At 53.0% G+C, this 1677-nt stretch carries 2 protein-coding genes; both read left to right on the forward strand.

What is annotated here, in order from left to right; all coding sequences use genetic code 11:
* On the forward strand, positions 1-929 hold a 929-nt coding region (locus tag EPO09_RS21550; RefSeq protein WP_290646557.1), incomplete at its 5' end, for a glycosyltransferase family 2 protein.
* Positions 926-1677: acyltransferase (locus EPO09_RS21555; protein ID WP_290646559.1), on the forward strand; the 752-nt coding region annotated here is incomplete at its 3' end. The genes EPO09_RS21550 and EPO09_RS21555, both read left to right, overlap by 4 nt.

Consider the following 1677-nt stretch of genomic DNA (forward strand, 5'->3'; position numbering starts at 1 on the left):
AGGTGATTGTCGCCGACGATGCCTCAACCGATACATCCTGGGACGTGATACTCGACTGGCTGCAGAGAGACAGTCGGTTGCGAGCTCTGCGAAATAAGCGCAACGGCGGAAAATCGGTTGCTATGAACCGCGCTATCGCCATCGCTCGAGGTCGATGGCTCGCGGTTCTGGACGCCGACGACTGGTTTCATCCTGAAAGGCTGCGCGCATTAGTCGCCGTTGGCGAGAGGCGGCAGGTCGATCTTGTCGCAGACAATCAGCTTTTCTACGACACGATTGCAAACACTGTCGTCGGCTCCGCATGGCCTGCTGGGCCAACCGACTGGGACCTTACCTTCGACGATTTTTTATTTGGGTCTAATGCCTACGAAACCTTCAATCTGGGTATGTTGAAGCCGATTCTGCGAGCGGAATTCACGCGCGCGAGCGGTCTTTCCTATGACGAGAAGGCAAGACACGGACAGGATTTTCTATATTTACTCCAATTCTATTTGCTGGGGGGTAAGGCTGCCGTTAGCGACGGACCCTATTATTTCTATACGCAGCCGTTTGGCGCCTTGTCGCATCAATGGTCACATGCGGCCAGGCGACGTTACGATTTTCAGACTGCATATGAAATCAACAAAAGCTATGTCGAAATGGCATCTGGCAGCGTTACGCCCACTCAATTGCGGCGGCTCAAGGCGCGGAATCATCAGCTCCAGATTCTGGAACATTATTATTCGGCTAAAGATTTATTCGACCGTGGCGAGAAACTGGCATCTGTTCTCAACGTCATACGCCATCCGCTTATGGTGGGGTACGCGGCTCGCCGTCTGCTAAAGCGATATGCCGGCGTAGAGTCGTTGCAGGCTGCCGCTTACGTGGCGGGTCGCTCGCGTCGCCGATCCCAAGAAAACCCCGTTTGTGTACCAGGAGTGGTTCAATGAGAATTGATGACCGCGATGCCCAGAATAATTTTACTTTATTGCGACTTGTTCTCGCCTTGCTAGTTCTGCTCGGCCATTTCAAGGCGTTTGTCGCGGTATGGTCGCCGCCATGGCCATTTAATTACGCGGCTGCCGCCGTTGATTGCTTTTTCGTCGTCAGCGGCTACCTTGTTTCCAAAAGTTTTGATCGGGACTCAAATTTCAGCCGCTTCTATTTAAGGCGGTTCTTTCGGATATATCCGCTTTATATCGCGGTTGTGCTTGCGCAGACCGTGATTCTGGGGTGCCTGGCGCCTGGTGGATTTGTTGCCAATCTGCGGTCCGAGTTCGACTATTTGATGGTCAACGCGGTATTCGCCAACTTTATCCAGCATGACATCGGCGAAGGGGTGTTGCGCGGGCTCACGGATCCTAGCCTTAATGCAAGCCTTTGGACCTTGAAAATCGAGTTTGCATTTTACCTTATTCTTCCGTTTTTGTGGCTTGGTGTGCAGCGTTACGGGTGGAAACTTTTGGTCGGCGTCTTTATGGCGTCGGCGCTCTATTATGCACTGGTGCTCCATTATGTGGATTTTCGGCATGCCAAGCAACTTCCCGGCCAGCTTCAATTCTTTGTTCTGGGTATAGCAGCCTACCGGTACCGTGATCGTCTGTCCTTGAGCCCGCAGATCGGTTTCGTCCTGATGGTTGTGCTGGGAGTGGCACTTACCTTACTTCTTCATTCCCGCCCGCCCGTGCTCTACCCCCT

This window comes from Aquabacterium sp. (assembly GCF_004297345.1).
Lineage (GTDB): Bacteria > Pseudomonadota > Gammaproteobacteria > Burkholderiales > Burkholderiaceae_C > Aquabacterium.